Here is a 19,704-nt window from a genome sequence, read left to right as displayed (position 1 = left end):
GGATGCCGAAGCGGGTATCTTCGGTGCGAATTATGACGTTCATTGCCCGCTTTATACCATGCTCGATCAGCATTTGAGGCGTCCGGAAACGCCGTTCGTTTTCGAGATGGTTTGAAATAACCGACTGTCCGGTGTGATAAGCGTAGCCGGCAGGGCTTTCCAAGTCGTCGCCGACGGTAGCGACGCCGATCAGTCCTTCGCGCCAGCCAACCCCAGCCACAGCGAGGAACCCCTTAGTGTCAACCCTGTGTTCAAGCACCTTTGCAAATTTGACGTTCAAGCCGTCGGCAGTCGCCCTTGTCGCCTCCTGCAGGAGTTCCCGTAGGTCGACAGACTTTAGGGCGTAGTAGCCGAAGTCTGCGGCGAGCCGCTGCTGACGCAAACGATAAGCCAGTTCCTCGGAAGGGATCTCCTCGTTGGCGGGAACAGGAGGCTTTTCCTGTATTCCTTGGGGTTCAGACACCTGTCAGCTCGCATTTGGAGGAATCATTGCTACAGCAACCGCACTGATTTTGTTCGGCAACGCGTGAAGTCATAGAGCAAACCTGCCGATCTAGCTAGCGGCGGTCGTTGTTGCGATCGACAGCGGTACGAGTCGCTTCTCAACAGTCCATCTGGCTAGGAGATGAGTCTTGTCCGTTCGAGATTGGGCGACTGTTTAGAAATCAGCTCTTCACCCATTGAAGACGATCGAGAACGGATCATGACATGCATGGCTCGTCCGAGGTGACCAGAGAACCGGGTCTCGGCGTGCCCAGTAAAAAACCTTTAGTTCCGGGGCACACGACCCGTGCGGCATCAGCCTCTCGGTCTCCCTCTACGCCGTTCGGCAAGTCGGCCAACTTGGACAGTCGGTTGAGCGGGCCGAGCGGCAATGGGACAGCCATAGGGTTTGTTAGCGTTTTGGATTGAAAAGATGGATGGCGATCTTAACGGGCAGCGCTTCCCCAATCATGGAAAAAAGCGTGTCAAATGCATTGAAGGAGCTCGCGGAGGTGCCTTGTTTCGTAGTGCCGCATTCAAACCAAGAGATGTCTTCCTTGGAGGTCTCCAGAGGTTCCTCATCTTTTAACGCGCCTACGTCCTCCCTTCGAGGAGTATTTCGCGCAGCATTTCGCGTTTGACAGGAACATGAAGGCTTTGTGGTCGGAATACCCAGCATCACCTCGCTCAAGGAAAATTCAAAGTCTGCGTCCGTGGACCGGCGTCGAAGGGCATGCGTTCTTCACACTAGGTACGCGGACACATCTCGAGTAAGCATCCTTCGATAGTGCACATCCGACTTGCCGTCTTCGGCGATGTCCTGGCTTCCATGAAGGAAAGTCAGGAGCAGCATCGGAGCGGGTTCATCGAATGACGGGCGCATGGCTTCAACCGCGTTCTCAACGGTCGCGTCGCCATCGGGGCGGGGGATCGATTGCATTGGAGGCATTGTTAGCTCCTCTGGGCAGCTTGAAGTATGGGGTTAACGGGTGGAGCCAAACAAATATGAAAGTGCTGCGACCATGGCGGCGGCCGCTATCGGCTTTTCTGCTATCCAATCGCCAACGTCGCCGAATAATGACCGATTCTCGGAAAGCACTTCCGCCGCGGGGACTGTTGGGTCGGGTTCGACTCTCACTCTATCGGCGCTGTCAGCGTCGGTTCTGCCTGACGGTATCGATGTCGAACTCATTGAGATCGGATCAGAAGCCGGAAACGAGTTTTCCAAGGCACTGTCGAGGTCGGTCGTTGCATCTCGGCCGAGTTGTGCTGCCCGTTCCTTCTGAAGCGACTCCACGGCAGGCGATTTTTTAGGGTTATCTGACATATTACACCTCGATTTCCTAATTTAACCATCTGGCTTGTACGATCGTCTCAACAAACCCGTGATCCGTTGTTTCAATCAGCTTTAGGCTGCCGTTGGCATGAAGCACCCCGAGGCCACGGTCGATGGCAACATCGTTGTCATCGAGTAGCGCTTTCACATCGTCTAGTGTCTGCCGGCGTGATCTCATGGCGACGTGATCGTTCTCAATACGGGTCAGGTAGTAGTGCAAGCCTTTTGTGTTCACGGGACTTCTCCAAATGCGACGGCTATCAACGCAGTGAGATGAAGCAAGTTCCGAGGGTCGATCGCGTTTGCGCCACGTTGGGAACTAAAGAGTTCCGGACGTCGCCAAAGCGCCTTGTGGAACGGGGCAAACGATCGTCCGCGTCGATTGACGGTGAAGGACGAGACATGGCCCAACTCGAGTCCAGCGATACATCAATGCCTTCGGCGGACAGCGCGAAATTCTTCATCATCCGGTGCTTTGGCTGCTGATGTGGGCTTCCGTCGTGAACATTATGCAGGTAGGGGCAGCGATGGCGATTGTGCCAGGGATGCGTTCCGGGGTGCCGCTAACTGGATCCAGCTGGAACAGGCAGAGGCCGTCGGATTTCTGGTTCGCCACGATCAGCCATTGCCCGGACGGATCAATTGAAATGTCACGTGGGTGAACACCGCCGCAATCGAACTGGCCTCGAAGCAGGAGACTGCCGTCCTCTGTCACAGCCATCCAGGCCACCCCAGACTGGTTGCGACCGGCCACATAGAGGAATCGTCCATCCGGGGAGAGTTTGATGGCGGAGAGCGCGCCGTCGCGGGCCTCGTCCGCGCCGAAGGGCGCGAGCCGCTCGCCGATGCGGTAAAGGCCATTCTCCCGTTCGGTTGTGTAGATCGTTTCGTTGAGTTCGCAGCAGGTATAGAGCCTGCCGCTGCCTTCAACCAGATGGCGAGCACCGCTGCCGGGCGGCAGGGCGAGGCGCTGGCGCGGGATGAGGTTTGGGTTGCCCGTCATATCCAGGTCGAAAAAGTGGATGGCATCGCCGCCGAGGTCTGTAAGGGCGAGGGCGGTGCCATCCTCGATGAAGGCGGCGAAATGGGCGTGGGGTCCGTTCTGCCGCCGGGCGTTCGGTCCGTGCCCCGTCAATTGCAGGCGCTGGAGCAGCGATGCTTTTCCGGTGTCGGGTGTGACCTGCCAGAGTGCTGCCGATCCGTCGCTGTAATGCGCTGTTGCCACGATCGGGAGTGTCGGGTGAACACCGATATGGCATGGATGGCTGCCGGGCAGGTCGGAGGCATTGAGCGGCGCGAGATGAGCCTCGCCTATCCTGAATGTTAGCAGTCGCGGCCAGTCGGATGTCGCGACTTCCTCGGCCGCCAGCAGCATCCGGGATGCGGGCAGTCCCGTGATCCAGGACGGGCTCCGGACTTCCGCGACCAGACGGGTTTCGGCGCGCTCAGGCGACGCGCCAGGAAGCCGGACGTGGTGGATGCCGCCCCCGGAAGACGTGGTGTAGGTTCCGACGTAGAACTCCAAGTCTAGTGCCGGGGATGTCATCTCAGGCGAAGGCGCCCGCATATTGGCCCATGCGGATCAGCCCCTGCATGTAGCCGATCGCATGCGCGCGTCCGCGATGGTTCCAGTCTGTGTCGTCGTCCATGGCAGGCACGTGGTCATCGATGATGAAACCATCGAACCCATTGCGGGCGAGAAGTGCCATTGCCTCGGCTGGATTGAAATTGCCGTCGCCGATGAAACATTCGGTAAAGGTCGGGACCGTTCCCTGCACATCGCGGAAATGGACATAGGCGATCACCCCCAGCGGTCCGAAATGCTCGATCATGTCGGCGACATTGCGGGTGCCGCCCGGCATTTCCGAGCAGCAGCCGAGGCAAAGGTCGAGTGCCCAGGCTGCACTGCTGCCTGCGATCGCATGCGCCTTCTTGAAATTGTCCGTCCGGTTGAAGATGCGCGCCACGCCGCCCAGGCTTTCGACCGGCGGATCGTCCGGGTGCAAGGCCAGGCGAATGCCTTCCGCTTCCGCCACCGGCAAGACCGCCTTGATGAAATAGGCATAGTTTTCCCACATCTGCTTAGCGGTGATCACGTCCGTGTCGCCGGTATGGAGCGGCAGTGCCTGCGTCCTACCGAGACCCGTGGGCAGGAAGCTGCGCAGCGTGTCCGCATCATCCCGGCCGGCCTCGACCAGCGTCATGTCGAAGGTCCGTGCCATCGCGCCGCCCCGCGTTTTGGTCTTGCGGTCGGTGGTCCAGACGCCGTTCGGCGTGAAGTGATAGCCCAGAATCGGGATGCCGGCGCGGGCGACGGAGCGGATCGTGTACTGGTAGTTTTCGATCTGCTCGTCGCGACCCGGCTGTCCGAGCATGGCCTTGTTGTAGAACTGCGCCGGCACGTTCTCGATCGCCTCGAAGACGAGACCATAGGCCTTGGCCTTCTCGACCAGCGGCCGGATGTCCTCCATCTCCCAGCGAACCTCGCCCGGAAGATGGGGATTGTTCATCTGCACGCCGGTGACGCCGGTCTGGGCAGCAAAGCGAAGCTTTTCTTCGGTGAGTTCCTTGAATTGTCCGATGGCCAGCCGGATGCTCATTGTGCTGACTCCAGCTTGCCGATCGGCTCCAGCGGTTCGGGGCGGTGGCGGTTGACCATGCGTGTGCCGTCCTCATGCGGGGTGGCACACCAGCGGGCGGCATTGGCCAGGACCTGGCGGATTTCCGGCTGGAAATAGATCGGGAAGCTTTCGTGCCCCGGGCTGAAATAGAAGATCCGACCGCGGCCGCGACGGTAGCAGCAACCCGAGCGAAAGACCTCGCCGCCTTCTACCCAGCTGACGAAGACCAAATGGTCGGGCTGCGGGATATCGAAGGGCTCGCCGTACATTTCCGACTGCGGCACGACGATGGATTCCGGCAGGCCCTTGGCGATCGGATGAGCGGGATCGACGATCCAGACCCGTTCGCGCTCACCGCCTTCGTGCTCGCGCCAGCTGAGATTGCACGACGTGCCCATCATCCGCCCGAACAGCTTGGAATGGTGGCCAGAATGCAGGACGACCAGCCCCATGCCGTCTAGGATGCGCTTCTGGATGCGGGTCACCAGTTCGTCGGGGATTTCCTTGTGGACGACATGACCCCACCAGAACAGCACGTCGGTGCTGGCGAGAACCTCGTCTGTCAGGCCGAAATCCGGGTCGTAGAATGTCGCCGAGCGGATCTCGAAATCATCCGAGGCGATCCCGTCGGCGATGGCTGTGTGGATGCCATCGGGATAGACGGCACGAATGTTCGGCTGGTTGGTCTCGTGCCAGTATTCGTTCCAGATGGTGATGCGGATCGGATGTGTCATGCTAGCTCCCAAAGCTTGGTTTGCAGGGTGAGAGGCATGCCTCCTTCCTGCGAGGATTGTTTGATCAGGTCCCACAGCTCGGCCAGATGCAGGCTGCGCTCGGCCGTAGACGGATTGGCGCAGCGGCCGGCGCAGGTGTCCGCAAAGACCTGCAGCACGGCGTTCAGGTCTTCGCCGGCGGTTTCGCGCGTCACGGTCGGCCCATGCCAGTGTTCGGCCCATTTGCCCCAGATATCGACGCGCAGGATGGCGTTCTCGTAAAATAGGGTCAGTGAGGATTCGCAGCCGGGAATGGTGTCGCCGCAGAAGGTCAGGTTGACGGGCACTCCGCCCTGAAGAAGGGCGAAGACGCCGCCGGTCAGTTCGTATTCCCGGCCACGGTTCTGCAGCGATGCCGAGACCCGCTCGTATCCAAGGCCCGAGACCTGCATGACCGCGTTCATCAGATGCGACCCGGTGTCGAAAATGAAGCCGCCGCCCGACAGGGCCGGCACCTGCTTCCAGCTGGTGTCGTAGCGGTCCTGCCAGTCTTCCCAGACTTCTCCGTGCACGGCGAGAAGCTCGCCGAATTCGCCGGCCGCAGCGCGTTTGTGCATCCGCTCAAGGAGTGGCGAGAGCGAGGCCTGATAGGCAATGACGACGTGTTTTCCCACCCGGTCGCGGGCTTCGATGATCTCGCGTGCCTCGGCGGCATTGAGCGACATCGGCTTTTCCAGCAACAGGTTCAGCCCGTGTTCCAGCGCTGCCTTGGCATAGCCGGCATGGAATGCGTGGGGCGTCGATATGTAGACGGCGTCGAGACCCTTGGCTTCGGCTTCAAGCAAGGCCTCGGCCGTCGGGTAGATGCGCGGCGTGCCGCCAGCGTTGCGGACGATCTCGGCATATCGCTCGAGCGACGTCGGGCTGGTATCGGTTAAGGCGAGGAATTGAGGGTTAAGCGGGCTTTTCACCCATGCGCGCGCATAGCTGGCGGCTTTCAGGCCGCAGCCGATGACGCCGATCTTCAGTGTCATGGTGTCTCCATTGTCAGTCATGTCTAGGCGCGCCGGATTGCCTGCCCGGCAGCGTCGAAAAGATGGCAGGCGTTACGGTTGATCTTGAGTGGCACTTCTTCGCCGGTGCCGATGCGGTGGTCGCCGGCGATGCGGGCGATGGCGGGTTCGCCTGTAGTCTGGAAAGAGACATAAGTCTCCATGCCTAGCCGTTCCGACAGCACGGCGCGCACGGTGATATCAGCCGCGGATGGATAGGCGAGCGACAGATCCTCGGGCCGGATACCGAGCTGGATCTTTGTGCCCACCGTCACGTCCCGTGCGCGATCCAGAACAATGCTCCAGCCGTCGTCGGTGACGATCCGGGCCGAGGTGCCGTCGACGGCCTCGACGCGCGCCTGGAACACATTCATCTTCGGCGAGCCGATGAACTGGCCGACGAAGAGATTGTCGGGCTCCTTGTAGAGCGCGATCGGGTGATCGGCCTGCTGGACCTGGCCTTCGCTGAGCACGACGATCCGGTCGGCCAGCGTCATCGCCTCCACTTGGTCGTGCGTCACGTAGACGATGGTCGATTTGGTGGTGCGGTGCAGTTCCTGCAGTTCGGCGCGCATCTGGACGCGCAAGGCGGCGTCGAGGTTTGACAGCGGCTCGTCGAACAGGATGACCTTCGGTTCCTTGATGATGGCGCGGCCGATGGCGACGCGCTGCCTCTGACCGCCGGACAGGGCCAGCGGCTTTCGGTCCAGTAGCTTTTCAAGCTGCAGCTTGTCGGACACTTCGCTAACGCGCCGCTTGATCTCGGCCTGGTCCGTACCCTTGAGGTCGAGTGAAAAGCCGATGTTCTCGGCCACGGTCATGTGCGGATAGAGTGCGTAGGACTGGAACACCATGGCGAGGCCGCGCTTGTCCGGCGAGACATTGTTCATCAGTTCGCCATCCAGCCGGAACTCGCCATCGCTGATCGATTCCAGCCCGGCGATCATGCGGAGCAGCGTGGATTTGCCGCAGCCCGACGGGCCGACGAAGACGGCGAACTCGCCATCGGCGATGGATATATCGACGCCCTTGATGACTTCGAGCGCACCGAAGCGTTTGCGGATATTGGTCAGGGTAATGGAGGACATGTCTGTTTATCCCTTCAATCCGCCGCCGAAGGTCTGCACCAGAAACCGCCTCGCCAGTGCAAAGGCGATGATAGCGGGGGCGGTGTAGACGACGGCGATGGCGGCCAAGAGGCCATAGTCAATCTGGCTGTCACGCAGGAAGGCGCTGTAGATGCCCAGCGGCAGCATCTTGAGCTCGGGCGACGAGATGAATGTCAGCGGGAAGAGGAAATCCCCCCAGGCCGCGATGAAGGCGAAGAGCCCCGAGGCTGCGAGCCCCGGCATGGCGAGCGGCAGAAGCACGCGGCGCAATCGCTGGCCGAAGGTGGCGCCGTCCATGATGGCGGCCTCTTCATATTCGCGCGGCACAGAATCGAAGAACGTCTTCATGATCCACAGCGCAAGGGGCAGGTGCATGGTGGCGAGCAGCAGGATCAGGCCGAGATAACCGTCAATGAAGCCGACGAACCGCATGACCTGCCGGAAATGATCCGGCGGTACGACGGAGCGGACGATGCTGGCGATGAACAGATTGCAGGTCAGCATGACCTTGTAGAGCGGAACGATCAGCGCGGTCGGCGGGATGACCCGGACGAGGATGATCGAGTAGAGAAACGGACGTTTCCACCACGCCTGGGTTCGGGACAGGGCATAACCGCCGAACCCGGACAGGACCAGCACCAGAAGGGTCGCGCCACCACAGACGATCAGCGAGTTCATAAGCCACAGAAAGCCGTCCTCTTCATAGAAGACGCGGAAGAAATTGCTGAAATCGACCTGGTCGGGGACTTTCAGGAACAGCCCGGCGCCGGGATCGAAAGCGGCGGCGATGAGCCAGACGAACGGCATGATGCAATAGAGGCTGATGACGATGAGCAGGCCAAAGCGGCCGGCTGTGGCTTTCCTGGTTTCCATGCTCCGGGCCATCAGACATCCACCTTGAGTGCGCGGACATAAAGCATTCCGACGATGAGCGAGAACACCAGCACCACCACCGCGACCGCCGAACCGTAGCCAAGCTGATAGGAGTTGAACGACTGGTTATAGATGTAGATGCCGATCAGCTCGGTCGATCCGGCCGGTCCGCCGCGGGTGAGCGCAAAGACGAGGCCGAAGATCGCGATCGTTGATACGGTGGAGACGAGCAGGTAAAGGAAGATGGTCGGTATCAGCAGCGGCAGGGTGATGCGGCGGAAGATCTGGCTGGTGTTCGCGCCGTCCATCCGGGCTGCCTCGTAGAGTTCGTCGGAGATCGAGGAAAGACCGGACGTCATCAGGATCATCGCAAAGCCAATGCCGCGCCAGATATTGACGATAATGATCATGGTCAGCGGAAAGCTGGTCAGCCAGCGCTGCGGATCGACACCGAACCAGGCGACGATATTGTTGAGTGTGCCGTATTCGCCGGCCGCCAGCATCGAGGCCCACATCAGTGCCGCCACTACCTCCGGCACCGCGTTCGGCATCAGGATGATCGCGTTGACGAGCGGGCGCAGCGCAAAGCGGCGGTTCAGAAGCATGGCCGACATAAGGCCGAGGATGAGCTGGCCGATGATTGCCGAGAACAGCACAAACCAGAAGGTGATCGCCAGCGAACGCCAGAAATTCTGGTCGGTCAGCAGCTTGGCGTAATTGGCGAAACCGACGAACCGTGGATTCATTGCGGCAGGCCCGCTCAGCGCCTCGTTGGTGAGGCTGGTATATACAGCAAAGCCGGCGGGATAGACCACGAAGGCTGCCAGCAAGAGCACGGAGGGCAGGATCAGGAACCTGTTCCGCCATGCCTCGCGACGTGTGAAGCTGGCTGACATTTCTGTCGCTTCCTTTGAATTTTCGGGCAATAATCACCCGGGTCTCTGTCGGAAGGCGCTCGGAAAAGCGTACTTCAGCGATCGGAAAAGCGGGCCGGAGCGCATCGTGCGCTCCGGCGGCAGTAGTGTCGCGCTTACTTGACTTGGTCTTCGCCGAGAGTGGACTTGGCGTAGTCAACGAGGATTTTTTGCGCGCCGGCTGCGTCGGTATTGCCGAGCAACAGGGCTTCCGTGGCGCGGGCCACGCCCTCGACGACAGTCGAGAAGCCGGGAGCCGTCTTCAGGTAGGCGCCCTTGTCGAGATAGCTCATGATCGGCACCAGTGCAGCGAGCTTCTGGAACTCGGCATTATCCACCGCATCCTTTCGGGCCGGCAGGTTGCCTTCATTGGCGGCGTAGCTGACCATCAGATCAAGCGAGCCCATTGCTTGCAGCACCTTCTTGGCTGCATCGGGATTGGCTGCCGAAGCGCCGACGGCCCACGGGTGGCTAAGGCTGACCATCACGTGCTCACCGCCGTCCTTGCCGGGAACCGCCCAGGTACCGACGACCTTGGTGACGTCAGGAATCGGGTTCTTGCTCTTCGGACCCCAGTCAAAGATCAGGCACCACGAACCGCAACTGGTGATCAAAAGTTCGCCGGCCGGGAACATCTGGTACTTCGGGATTACCCACGGCTCTGGTCCGAGCAACGGATCGACGGGCAGCAGCTTGTTCTTCACCATCTGCTCGTAGAAGCCGAAGACTTCGCCGATGCCTTTGCTGGTCAGGTTCAGCTTGCCGTCATCGGTGGCGATCTGCGGGTTGGAGCTTCCGGCCAGTAGGTGGCGGAAACCTTCGATGAATGGTCCGCCGCCCCAGGTCACGCCCATCGGCAGCATCAGCGAATATTGTCCGGTCTTGGCCTTGGCGTCGATCGCGCGCTGCATGAGCTCGTCCCAGGTCTTGGGCTGCTCGGTGGAAATACCTGCCTTCTCCAGCACATCACGCCGGAAATAAAGTTGCTGCACCGACAACATGGTCGGCATGACGTACATCTTGCCGTCATCCGATGTGGCGAGCTGCTTGGCTATGTCATAGAAATGGCCATAACCTTCGGAGCCCTGTACCTCGGCCGTGACGTCCTGCAGGTAGCCGGCGGTCGAGAAATCGACGACCTGGCTGATTTCGGGCAGGGAAAAGATATCCGGTCCGGTGCCGGCGGCAAGCTCGGTCAGGAGCTTGGAGACATATTCCCGGTCCGGTCCGGGATATTCGACGATTTCGACGTCGACGCCCGTAGCTTCCTTGATCTTCGGGATCACTGCATGAAGCGCGTCAATTCTGGCCTGCCTGTGTTCGGCGATCCTTACGGTGTCGGCCCAGGCCTGCTGGCCGACCAGTACCGCTGTCAGAACGCAGCACGCCCAAAGTCCTTGCTTAAACATTCTCTCTCCTCCCTATTAATCGTCCCGCGTCCTCATATGCCGGGCAGCCACCTCTCCCTGGTGATCGCTTGGCTAGACTTGACAACCATTGATACCGTAAGTCAGATATGCCTATGTTTCTTGGTCGCGATTGATAATTTTATGGGAATATTTGATACGACCGATTGTTTTACGGTTAGCCTCAGCGCTCAGATCGGGCCGAACGATTCGTTCCACGTCACCCGTCCATTCATTGAAGCGGCGCCACCCAAGACGTTTCACGACCACGAGTTTTTCGAGTGCTTCTGGATCGTTTCAGGCTGGTGTACTCACTACATCAATGGGGTGACCGAGCGCGTGGAAACCGGTACGCTGATGTTCATCAGACCACCGGACTGGCACGCGTTCCAGAACGCCGATGGACCGCCCTGCCAGATGATCAACGTCGCCTTCAGTGCGGATACCGCAGCGCATCTGCGCGCCCGCTATGCCAGCGACCTCGAGGGGCGCTTCTTCTGGACCACTGACCGGCGGCCCGCCACCTTCGTGCTGGATTCGGCGCAGATGCGTGATCTCTCCGTCCTGGAACAGGGGCTCGACCGCGGCACGCGCTCGCTCGCTCGTATCGAGAGCTTCCTGTTGACCCTAATGGCCGATTTCCTCGCTGGCGCGTCGGACGCGCGGACCGAGGCGCCCGACTGGCTGGTGCGCGCCTTCGAGGCCTTTGCCGATCCGGCAGCGCTGCGGGTCGGCGTTTCCGCCCTGGTGGAGCTGACGGGGCGCAGCCACGAGCATGTCTCGCGGACGTTTCGCAAGCTGTTTGGCCAGACCCCCTCGGCTTACGTCAACGCGCTGCGGATGAACTTTGCCGCGCGTCAGCTGGCCGGATCGGACACGCCGATCATGGAGGTTGCGCTGGACTGCGGCGTCGAGGACCTCAGCCATTTCTACCGTCTGTTTCGAGAGACTTACGGCACCAGCCCGATGCGCTACCGGCGACGGGCGCGGGTCGATCTCGTGCATCCACAACGGGCGACGGCATCCGCGACATGAGCGTTCGAGCAAAGGAACGAGACAATGAAAATTGCACTGACCGGGGCAGGGGGGAAGCTGGGGCAGGCGATCCTGCCGATGGCTTTGGCCGAATTTCACCAAGTGGTCGCCATTGACCGCCGTTTGCCTGAGCTGCCCGAGGGTGTCGCCGGTCACAACGTCGAGATGTCTGACTATGAAGGGCTGGTAAGCGCCTTTTCAGGCTGCGACGCCCTGATCCACATGGCGGCGATTCCGAGTCCAAGGGGGCTTCTCGATCACCAGGTTCATGCCAACAATGTCGTCGGCAGCTACAATGCTATGCGCGCCGCCGTGGATGCGGGGATTTCGCGGATCTGCCAGGGTTCGAGCGTCAACGCGATCGGGCTTGCCTATGCAAAGGAGCGCCGTTTCGATTATTTCCCGGTTGACGAACTGCATCCGCCGTATTTCGACGAGGGTTATAGCCTGTCGAAATGGATCTGCGAGCAGCAGGCCGAAAGCCTGACGCGCCGCTTCCCCGATCTCCAGATTGCCAGTCTGCGCTTTCACTGGGTGGTTGCGGACCGGGCAGAGGCTATGGCCGCCCAGACGCTGACCAGCGAAAAGGGCCGGATCGAACTTTGGGGCTATGTTCTTGCCCCCGACGCGGCGCGTGCCTGCCTGCTGGCCCTGACCACATCGTTCACGGGGCACGAAGTCTTCTACATCGTTGCCGACGATACGACCCTGGATTCCCCGACTGCCGAAGCGGCCGCTGCCTATTATCCGGACGTGGCATGGAGGAACGGTCCTGAAGAAAGGGCTGCGTTTTTCTCCAATGCGAAGTCCCGGCGAATTTTGGGTTGGGCTCCTATTGAATACTGAAAGCTTCGGCCAACGACATCGTTCATCCAGCGGCGCAGGACGATCCGAACTCGTCGATATCCTGCATGCCGGTGCTCGACGTTTGGAAAGCGATGAAGGTTATCGTCTACAGCGCGGCCAGGGGCACCGGCCATTCTGGCATCTAATATCCGCTGCGATACAAGGACGAGGCGCGCATATTCTATGGCGATGCGAAAAGGCGTTTTAAGACGGTAGTTAAGCCCGGACCGGTAGGCAAGTTCCATAAAGCCTCGTTCTGCCTTAAAATCAGACTTATCAGAGTCTTGGAAAGTTGAAGTAAGGAGCCTTCGGTTCAGATCCTATCAAGCCGGTCTACATTTGCCACCAATTTGACCGCCGGGAACCGTTCTTTTGTGCGAGATTGTTACCGAATAATGGCGCCCGACCGGTAACAAATGGCGCGCGGTGAAGAGATCAAGATGACCTCCACCGACGTTCTTGAACATCGTGATTTCTCCGTCACTGGCGCGACTAGAGTGTTTCCCTTGCCAAAGATCGAACAGGCCGGCGACGATCTGTACGCGGGTTATCTGCCCGCGGGAAAGCGGTTCTGCAACGTCGCCTGATCCTTCGCAGCCATTTCGAGTATCAACGAAAATACGGCCCGCGCGCCTGGCGACATCGTCGTCCGCTTCGCGCATCTTGGGCATGTAAGCGCCGATCAGATCGACATGGCCGCCGGACTTGAGCAAGGCTCCCTACGATGGGTTCCGTCGCCATGGTTACGCAAGACACGATGTCAGCTTGCGCAAGGGCTTCAAACTCACCGTAGGTTGGTAGTCCGCGAACGCTCCAACAAACGCACTCCTGTTCTTTACCTCGTCCGCACCCATGATCGGAAGCGTGGCCGTGGAAGTTGGTCTTTGCCGAATTTCAACAGCGTGAACCGAGTGAATCATCAGTTCTGCAGACGGTTATCCCGGACTCGCGTCACCATTGCTACTCGTTACGTGAACTTGTACTTAGCCCATGCGTTCCGACGCATAGCTTCCTGGGCTTGCCGGGAAGACCACGGTGCGGTTACCGTTGATAAAGGTGCGGTGGTGGATATGGGCGTGCACGGCGCGCGCCAGCACCTGACTTTCCACGTCGCGGCCGATCGAGACATAATCCTCGGCCGACTGGGCATGGGTAATGCGGGCGATATCTTGCTCGATGATCGGACCTTCGTCGAGATCGGCAGTGACATAATGCGCCGTCGCGCCGATCAGCTTTACACCGCGCTCATAGGCCTGCTTGTACGGGTTGGCACCCTTGAACGACGGCAGGAACGAGTGGTGGATGTTGATGATCTTGCCCGACATCTTCTGGCACATCTGGTCCGACAGGATCTGCATGTAGCGGGCGAGCACGATCAGCTCGGTGCCGGTCTGCTCGACCACGTCCATGATCCGGGCTTCGGCCTGCGGCTTGTTGGCCTTGGTCACCGGGATATGGTGGAACGGGATGTCGTGGTTGACGACCACCTTCTGGTATTCGAAATGGTTGGAGACGACGCCGACAATCTCGATCGGCAGGGCGCCGATCTTCCAGCGGTAGAGCAGGTCGTTCAGGCAATGACCGAAGCGCGACACCATCAAAAGCACCTTCATTCGATGGTCGCTGTCGAGAATATCGGCCTCCATGCCAAAGCGGGTCTTTACCGCCTCGAAGCCGGCCTTCACCTTGTCGAGCGTGGCACCTTCCTGGCTGATGAAGGTAAGGCGCATGAAGAACAGGCCGGTCTCCATATCGTCGAACTGCGAGCTGTCGGTGATGTAACAACCCTCGTCGGCCAGATACCCGGTGATTACCGCGACGATGCCACGGGTGGATTTGCACGATACGGTGAGTACGAAGTTGGTCATGTGATTTCACATTCGCATGATGAAGAGGAGCTGTTCGGTTCGGAGGTATCAGGGTCTGACACGGTTTAATGGACCGCAGTCCCAGCAGCCAATTCGCTGCAGGGACTGCGCGGTATCATAGTGATCCTTGAAGGACGATCGCAGCTAGCTTAAAATCAGGCGGTTATGCCGTGATGGCATTGAGCATTTCTTCGCCCGTGATGATCCGCTCCACTTCATCAATCGTGGTCTTTTTCGGATCAATATCGTCTGCCACGACCTTGCCCCCCCGCATAACGATTATGCGGTCGACGACCTGGAACACGTGGTGGATGTTGTGAGCGATGAAGATGCAAGAGTGGCCTGTATCCCGGGCTTCCCGCACAAATCGCAGTACACCTTGTGTTTCTGCGACCCCAAGGTTGTTTGTCGGCTCATCAAGGATGATGAGATCGCTGTCAAATTGCATGGCGCGTGCGATTGCGACCGCCTGCCGCTCGCCGCCAGACAGGGACGAGATCGCCGTCTCAGGCGGGATGTCTTTCGTGATGCCAACCCGCTTTAATAGCTCGCGTGCCGAGGCGTTCATCGCTTCCTGATCGAGCCTGTCTAGAAACCCGTTGCCCGTGACGGGTTCACGTCCTAGGAAAAGATTACGGGCGATGGAAAGCTGCGGCACCAGAGCAGAGTCCTGGAAAATCGTCTCGATACCGTTCGCGATGGCATCTGCCGTGCTTTTGAGCTCCACCTTGCGGCCCTTGATCAGGATGTCGCCGCTTGTCAGCGGTACGGCTCCGGAAAGAACTTTGATCAGGGTGGATTTGCCTGCACCGTTGTCGCCCAGCAGACCAACAACTTCGTGCGTCTTAACCGTCAGACTGACGTCGCGCAGGGCATGAATCCGACCGTAAAACTTGTTGATTTTCTCCATGCGGATGAGATCTTCGGCCATCCTCTATACTCCTGCGTTGTGTCGGCGTTCGAGCCACGAGTGCAGCGCCATCATTCCCAGAATGATCGCCCCGATGAAGATATTGTAGGCCAGGCCCGGTACACCGACCATGACGATGCCGTTTCGCATCACACGCAGGATGAATATACCGAGAACTGTTCCGATGATTGTGCCGCGGCCGCCTGTCAGCACTGTTCCGCCGATCACGACCATCGCAATAACCTCGAGTTCGTAACCCGTTCCGCTATTGGGATTCGCCGCCGAGGTGCGAATGGAACTTATAATTCCTGCCAGCGACGCCATCGCCGAAGACGCCATGAACAGATAGATCTTTGTCCGACTCACATTCACGCCGCGTGCGCGGGCTGCGCTCGGATTGCCGCCTGATGCCTGTATCCAATTGCCAGCTTTCGATTTGGTCAGAATGTAGTGCGCGACAAATGCGGCCAGCGCAAACCAGATAACCGACATATACATCCGGAAGCTGCCAATGAAAAAGCTTCCTGCCAACACATCGGCAAACCAGTTGCCTTCGGCCGTCCATGTCCGTTGTGGAAAGCCATCGGTGACATAGAGGGCGGTACCCCGGACGACCAGGAGCATGCCGAGTGTGACAAGAAAGGATGGGATATTGAGCTTGGTGACGAACCAACCGTTGATGAAGCCAATGAACAGGCTGAATGCGATCGCGACCAGAAAGGCGACGCCGAGCGGCATCACTTCGCTGTTGAAAAGGGTCCACATCAAGACGGCTGAAAATCCGAATACGGATCCAACTGACAGGTCGAATTCCCCGGCAGTCATCAGCAAGGTCATTGCTAGCGCAATCAAGCCGAGCTCAACCGTGAAGGAGAGGGTATTGCTGATATTCGGAAGCGAAAGAAAATCTGAGTTGAAGGACCAGAAGATCACAAGCTCTAGAGCCAACAGGACGAGCGGACCGAATTCCGGCTTCGAGACGAAGCTTTGCAAAAAAGTACGTTGTTGCATGATGTTCACCGGTTGGGGTGGGTCACCCGGAATAAACCGGGTGACGCAGCCAGTCTGAGTTGGAAGAGGTTACTTGGCCGAGAGAATCTTGTCGTAGAATTCGGCTGTGTCCTTTTCGTAGAGAGCCCCGGTGATGATGTTGAAGCCTGGGGGGATCTTGCTGGCGGCCATAGCGGCCATGGAAAGAGCCATGTAGCTGGTCGCCTGCGGATCCTGCCACTGCGCGGCATTGACGTAGCCGTTCAGAACTTCCTGAGTCGTGTCGGTGGAATTGCCCCAACCAATCACGGGGATTTCGCCCGCTTTTACGCCGACCTGGTCGAACACGCGCTTGATGCTGCCGTTCACGAGGTCACCCAAGCCAATGATCGCCTTGATCTTGGAACGGTTGGCCGTGAGGTAGTCGGACATGCGTGTGATGATTTCAGCCTGGTCCAAAGTAGCGTCGGTCACTTCCCACGTAATGTTCAGGGGCTTGAAGACGCTCGCGATGCCTTCTTCTTCTTGCACGCCATACGTTGCACCGGGAACTTCCACCGGCATCCAGACGAAGTCGCCTGATTTTACCAGCTTTTTGTCAACCAGATACTGCGCCCAGTTTTTCCCGAACGTCTTGTTGTCGCCGCCAACGTAGGCATCGAAATTTGCCTGCGGGTCAGGTGTGTTGAAGTTGATGATCGGAATACCCTTGGCATTGGCTTCCTTGACCACTTCGACCAGGGATCCTGGATCAGGGCTGGTCGTCGCAATGCCAGCCGCACCTGCCGAAATGGCTGCCCGGATCGCTTCCTGATGGGCGGGCACGTCGCCGTTCTGAAAAGATGTGTTGACGGTATTGCCCGTATCCGCAGCCCATTGTTTTGCGCCTGCAAGGAAGTAGGTCCAGACTGGATCCGCCGGTGAGCCGTGAGATACCCAATAATAGGTTTTGCCTTCAGCGTGGGCGGTCGAGACGAAACCTGCACTAGCCGCGAGGACCGCAGCTGACAGCAACGCAATTGCTTTCTTGAACATGTGAAATTCTCCTCCCATGGCCCGCTAGTACAACGGGCACCCTCTTGAGTTGGCCTCCTGAGCCAACATCAAAATGATTTCTTTTAAACATCATTTTGATGTTTTGCAGCTAACGACAGGTTTGCGCCGGTGTCAAGTGGATTTCCGTAACGGTGCCGTATTCCTCAACCGCGGAAGGGGCACCTGAGGAGCTACTCCTCAAAATAAGGTTCTGTTTCGATCTTAGCCGAGGAATCGACAATCAAACGGTATCGTGCATCTTCCCCCGGCCTCGTCGCTTATGATCAATACGCCATCGGCAAGTGAGATTTCTGACACGCGTGTCCATCCACTCGGTACTTCGATTGCTCCAAAAGCGTAGCGGATCTTCGTGGTGCGGCCGGGGGCGAGATCAAGGCCCAGCGCCACGTTTACGTCACTCGTGCGCGCGTCTGGAAGATGGAAACTGATCGCTGCTTCTTCGATTCCAAGCACAGCCTTATGCCGTCCGGACCACGGTGGATAGGCACGGCCACCATTGCTCATCCATAATACGGTATGCGGAAGGACAAGGGCGTCCTTGACCGAGAAGAAAATGAAACCGTCCTTGGCGGCAAGTGCCGCCGACCATCCGAATGATGCGCCTTGCTTTTCCGTCAGCACGACGACGTCTTCATGCCCTGTTTCGAAGGGATAATGGGATGCGTTTGCCACACTTCCATCTGACTTTGCTATCGACGACAAAGAGTCGAACGTTTGCGGATACGCCAAAACTGAACGGCCTCGGAAGGGATCCGGTTCAGGGGACGAAGGGCCCGTACTGCCGAACGTCTTGTCCGAGAAGCTAAGGTTTGCACCGCCAGGAACATGGAGCATCGCGTGATGGGCAATCGGGATGTTCCCCGTTCCTCCCGTGATCGTGTGTGTCTGGTACACGACGGGGTGACCGGGGTGCAGCCTTATCTCTTTCGTGGCTAGCCCTCCTTGAACGTTCTGGCGCAAACTGTAGAGACCCACGCCAGCTTGCTGAGCACCAGGCGACGCAACCCAGTCCCCGTTTGCGGTCCAGCCGTGAAGCGGAACTTCCGACGAGGGCAATGCAAAGGGCGCGCAGAAGAAGTCGCCAGCGAGCTTGCGCTCGATGAGCGGGATGCCAGTATCCAACTGTTCGTTATCTCGGACCCAAGGTGCCTTGTGAAGGGGGCTGATCTGTCTGCCGCCATGTTTGAAAATGACTTCGTCGATGACGCCGCCTTCCCGATCGAAAACGACACGGACGACGTCGGTTTCTATTATATCCATACTCTGCCTCTCTAGGATTTCACGCGTCGGCTGGAATGTTCTCGCTGAAAACGGACTGGATGCGGATCGTCGCCGCGGAGACCGGCGTTTCCCCTCGCGTGGAACGCACGAGGCGGTCGATCGCCTCACGGGCTTCGACCCCAGCGTTTTGATCGATAACAGCGTCCATGACGCCACTAAGGAGATACTGGCGGGTATCGTCGGTAAGATCGTGCCCAATGAACACGACAGACTTTTCCCGACCCGCTTCCTTGAGGGCGCGCACGATACCTTCGTGGCCAGCACCGATACAGTACACACCAACGAGCTCAGGCTGTTCCTTCAAGAGCATCTGGACTTCTGTGTAGGCTTTATCCGCATTCTCCCGAACTTCGCGGACCGCAATAATCTCGAGCAAGGGGAACCGCTCATCCAGTACGTGCCTGAACCCCATCTCCCGTTCCTCGTGGCCGCGATAGGCCAGCGCTCCCGCGATCAGCGCAATTTTTCCCTTTGACCCCGGCATGAAGCGGCCGATGAGGTAACCTGCAAGACGTCCGGCGGCCCGGTTGTCGATTCCGACATAGCTGACGCGACCAACATGGCTGATATCGGAGACCAGAGTTAGAACTGATATCCCTGCGCCAATACACTGGCGCACGGCTTCGCGTACGGCCGGACTGTCCAGGCCGATGAGACCAACACCCTGACAGGACCGCCTCAAACTTCCCAGTTTTTCCGCGACCTCCTCCGGCTCGATCCCGTTCAATCTATGGATCGCAACGTCGACGTCCGAACGCATGGCAGCCTGGCGTTCAAGGTGTCGCACAAGATCTGCGATGAAAGGGTTTGTGCCACCCGGAAGAATGAAATCCAGGGGGATTTTGCCGGAGTCTGACGCTTCGACCTGGTCGTCTGCCAGCGAAGCGACGATGGATGCGACATGCGCACGCGTGTGCTCCTGGACGCCAGGCCTGTTGTTGAGGACGCGGTCCACCGTCGCCTTCGAGACGCGGGCGAGCCGCGCAATTTCGTCCACCTTCGGTCTTGCCTTCATCACTTTCATCCCTCGTCTGCGCTTTTTTCACCAGGCAACTTAGGCGCCACTAACCTCTGGGTCAACGATGAAACCTCAATTTGAGTTCTATCGATGAGTTTTTGAGCCTGATGAGGTGCACCGGTAAGTCACCTGCCCGAAATTCGGTTGACATTGTCGTAATAATCCTATTACCCTCAAATTGAAGCATCAAAAT

General features: G+C 58.8%; 20 protein-coding genes and 1 pseudogene. 3 read left to right on the top strand and 18 right to left on the bottom strand.

The genetic code is table 11. The features are described 5' to 3' along the window. From ACP7BS_RS10885 to ACP7BS_RS10835, 11 genes are all read right to left on the bottom strand, one after another. The coding region (locus ACP7BS_RS10885) for a GAF domain-containing protein (protein WP_426238050.1) at nt 1-463 on the bottom strand (463 nt) is incomplete at its 3' end. Nucleotides 464-895: 432 nt separating this feature from the next. Continuing rightward, nucleotides 896-1,174, bottom strand: coding sequence for a hypothetical protein (locus tag ACP7BS_RS10880; RefSeq protein WP_426238048.1), 279 nt, complete (start codon nt 1,172-1,174; stop codon nt 896-898). A 652-nt stretch (nt 1,175-1,826) separates the two neighbouring features. Then, the gene (locus ACP7BS_RS10875; RefSeq protein ID WP_426238046.1) at nt 1,827-2,054 is read right to left on the bottom strand and encodes a hypothetical protein; all 228 of its coding nucleotides are present in this window, start codon (nt 2,052-2,054) and stop codon (nt 1,827-1,829) included. Between the two features lie 228 nt (nt 2,055-2,282). Next, the gene (locus ACP7BS_RS10870) at nt 2,283-3,344 is read right to left on the bottom strand and encodes a lactonase family protein (protein ID WP_426230751.1); all 1,062 of its coding nucleotides are present in this window, start codon (nt 3,342-3,344) and stop codon (nt 2,283-2,285) included. 22 nt (nt 3,345-3,366) lie between these two features. Continuing rightward, on the bottom strand, nt 3,367-4,419 hold the full coding sequence (locus ACP7BS_RS10865; protein WP_426230750.1) for a mannonate dehydratase: 1,053 nt from the start codon (nt 4,417-4,419) through the stop codon (nt 3,367-3,369). Beyond that, nucleotides 4,416-5,174, bottom strand: coding sequence for a ThuA domain-containing protein (locus tag ACP7BS_RS10860; RefSeq protein WP_426230749.1), 759 nt, complete (start codon nt 5,172-5,174; stop codon nt 4,416-4,418). Before ACP7BS_RS10860 ends, ACP7BS_RS10865 begins: the two co-directional genes overlap by 4 nt. Then, nucleotides 5,171-6,187: a Gfo/Idh/MocA family protein gene (locus ACP7BS_RS10855; RefSeq protein WP_426230748.1), complete on the bottom strand. Its 1,017-nt coding sequence runs from the start codon at nt 6,185-6,187 to the stop codon at nt 5,171-5,173. The genes ACP7BS_RS10860 and ACP7BS_RS10855 overlap by 4 nt, the downstream gene beginning before the upstream one ends. Before the next feature lie 23 nt (nt 6,188-6,210). Beyond that, on the bottom strand, nt 6,211-7,293 hold the full coding sequence (locus tag ACP7BS_RS10850; protein WP_426238044.1) for an ABC transporter ATP-binding protein: 1,083 nt from the start codon (nt 7,291-7,293) through the stop codon (nt 6,211-6,213). A 6-nt stretch (nt 7,294-7,299) separates the two neighbouring features. Continuing rightward, on the bottom strand, nt 7,300-8,199 hold the full coding sequence (locus ACP7BS_RS10845; protein ID WP_426230746.1) for a carbohydrate ABC transporter permease: 900 nt from the start codon (nt 8,197-8,199) through the stop codon (nt 7,300-7,302). After that, nucleotides 8,199-9,083 carry a carbohydrate ABC transporter permease gene (locus ACP7BS_RS10840; protein WP_426230745.1) on the bottom strand — a complete coding sequence of 295 codons (885 nt, stop codon included), beginning with the start codon at nt 9,081-9,083 and terminating at the stop codon, nt 8,199-8,201. The genes ACP7BS_RS10845 and ACP7BS_RS10840 overlap by 1 nt, the downstream gene beginning before the upstream one ends. Before the next feature lie 134 nt (nt 9,084-9,217). Next, entirely contained in the window at nt 9,218-10,510 is a 1,293-nt protein-coding gene (locus ACP7BS_RS10835; protein WP_426238042.1) for an ABC transporter substrate-binding protein, read from the bottom strand. Nucleotides 10,511-10,651: 141 nt separating this feature from the next. Between ACP7BS_RS10835 and ACP7BS_RS10830 the strand changes: the two genes are divergently transcribed. From ACP7BS_RS10830 to ACP7BS_RS10820, 3 genes and pseudogenes are all read left to right on the top strand, one after another. Next, nucleotides 10,652-11,542, top strand: a complete 891-nt coding sequence (locus tag ACP7BS_RS10830; RefSeq protein WP_426238041.1) for a helix-turn-helix domain-containing protein — start codon at nt 10,652-10,654, stop codon at nt 11,540-11,542. Between the two features lie 24 nt (nt 11,543-11,566). Continuing rightward, nucleotides 11,567-12,388, top strand: a complete 822-nt coding sequence (locus ACP7BS_RS10825; RefSeq protein WP_426238039.1) for an NAD-dependent epimerase/dehydratase family protein — start codon at nt 11,567-11,569, stop codon at nt 12,386-12,388. Between the two features lie 8 nt (nt 12,389-12,396). Next, nucleotides 12,397-12,531 (top strand): annotated as a pseudogene (locus ACP7BS_RS10820) (NAD(P)(+) transhydrogenase (Re/Si-specific) subunit beta); the annotation flags it as partial. Nucleotides 12,532-12,711: 180 nt separating this feature from the next. Here the strand turns inward: ACP7BS_RS10820 and ACP7BS_RS10815 are convergent. The 7 genes from ACP7BS_RS10815 to ACP7BS_RS10785 all read right to left on the bottom strand — a co-directional run bounded on the left by ACP7BS_RS10815 (nt 12,712) and on the right by ACP7BS_RS10785 (nt 19,517). Continuing rightward, a complete protein-coding gene (locus ACP7BS_RS10815; RefSeq protein WP_426238037.1) occupies nt 12,712-13,101 on the bottom strand; it encodes a hypothetical protein in 390 nt (129 codons plus the stop codon). A 270-nt stretch (nt 13,102-13,371) separates the two neighbouring features. Then, a complete protein-coding gene (gene purU / locus ACP7BS_RS10810) occupies nt 13,372-14,256 on the bottom strand; it encodes a formyltetrahydrofolate deformylase (RefSeq protein WP_426238036.1) in 885 nt (294 codons plus the stop codon). 163 nt (nt 14,257-14,419) lie between these two features. Beyond that, a complete protein-coding gene (locus ACP7BS_RS10805) occupies nt 14,420-15,187 on the bottom strand; it encodes an ATP-binding cassette domain-containing protein (RefSeq protein WP_426238034.1) in 768 nt (255 codons plus the stop codon). Nucleotides 15,188-15,190: 3 nt separating this feature from the next. Continuing rightward, entirely contained in the window at nt 15,191-16,177 is a 987-nt protein-coding gene (locus ACP7BS_RS10800) for an ABC transporter permease (protein ID WP_426230738.1), read from the bottom strand. A gap of 69 nt (nt 16,178-16,246) precedes the next feature. After that, entirely contained in the window at nt 16,247-17,191 is a 945-nt protein-coding gene (locus ACP7BS_RS10795) for a substrate-binding domain-containing protein (protein WP_426230737.1), read from the bottom strand. A 222-nt stretch (nt 17,192-17,413) separates the two neighbouring features. After that, entirely contained in the window at nt 17,414-18,472 is a 1,059-nt protein-coding gene (locus ACP7BS_RS10790) for a hypothetical protein (protein ID WP_426238033.1), read from the bottom strand. A gap of 19 nt (nt 18,473-18,491) precedes the next feature. Next, on the bottom strand, nt 18,492-19,517 hold the full coding sequence (locus tag ACP7BS_RS10785) for a LacI family DNA-binding transcriptional regulator (protein ID WP_426238031.1): 1,026 nt from the start codon (nt 19,515-19,517) through the stop codon (nt 18,492-18,494). Between the last annotated feature and the right edge of the window lie 187 nt (nt 19,518-19,704).

The sequence above is a fragment of the Pararhizobium sp. DWP1-1-3 genome (genome assembly GCF_049896125.1).
Classification (GTDB): Bacteria; Pseudomonadota; Alphaproteobacteria; order Rhizobiales; family Rhizobiaceae; genus Pararhizobium.
This window is presented reverse-complemented; position numbering and strand designations above follow the sequence as displayed.